General features: G+C 58.7%; 1 protein-coding gene. It reads right to left on the reverse strand.

Annotated features, from left to right (window positions below):
- Positions 1-357 precede the first annotated feature (357 nt).
- On the reverse strand, positions 358-598 hold a 241-nt coding region (locus tag ACODSZ_RS23130; protein ID WP_488928651.1), incomplete at its 5' end, for a hypothetical protein.

A 598-nucleotide genomic window follows, 5' to 3' on the forward strand; every position in this document is an offset into this window, starting at 1 on the left:
AGAGGGTGGGATTCGAACCCACGGTACGGGAAACCGTACGCCTGATTTCGAGTCAATGGCGCGAATCCCGCACAGCCCTCAAAGCCGCATGGATCTGCTATTGTTGCTTTTGCGCCAAGTGCATAAACGGCCCCGTTTGCACCCAGTTGGTCAATATTTCCCCCACAAGCAGCGGCGGATTATACACGGCATTATTTCTTCGTAGCAGGTTGCCAACCACACAATCTCTGCCCGGTCATGTTGTGCGCTAGGATCTGGTCGACAGTGCCCTGGCTCAGCTTGTCGGCCTTGTCGATGAAGATGGGACGGGTCCAGTTGCAGCCATTATCCACGATGGCCGGGCCGCCAGCCACCGGATTAGTTACGCGTCCAGTCATCTCGCAGCCGCTGCTCACGATCAGCAGCAGGCATAGCAGCAATCTCGTTTTCCACATTTCCGCGTTCTCCTGTGGCCTGAGCCGCCTTCTGGGCGGCTGCAGCGTTTCGGTCGGCAACCTCTTGCTTCGTTTCCGCAACTTCTTGCGCAGCCTCGGCTTTGGTGGTCTTGGCCTGCTGGCGCATGAACAGGCCGGCGACGATACCGACCAGGCCGGCCAGC

It is taken from the genome of Herbaspirillum sp. FG34 (assembly GCF_057809315.1).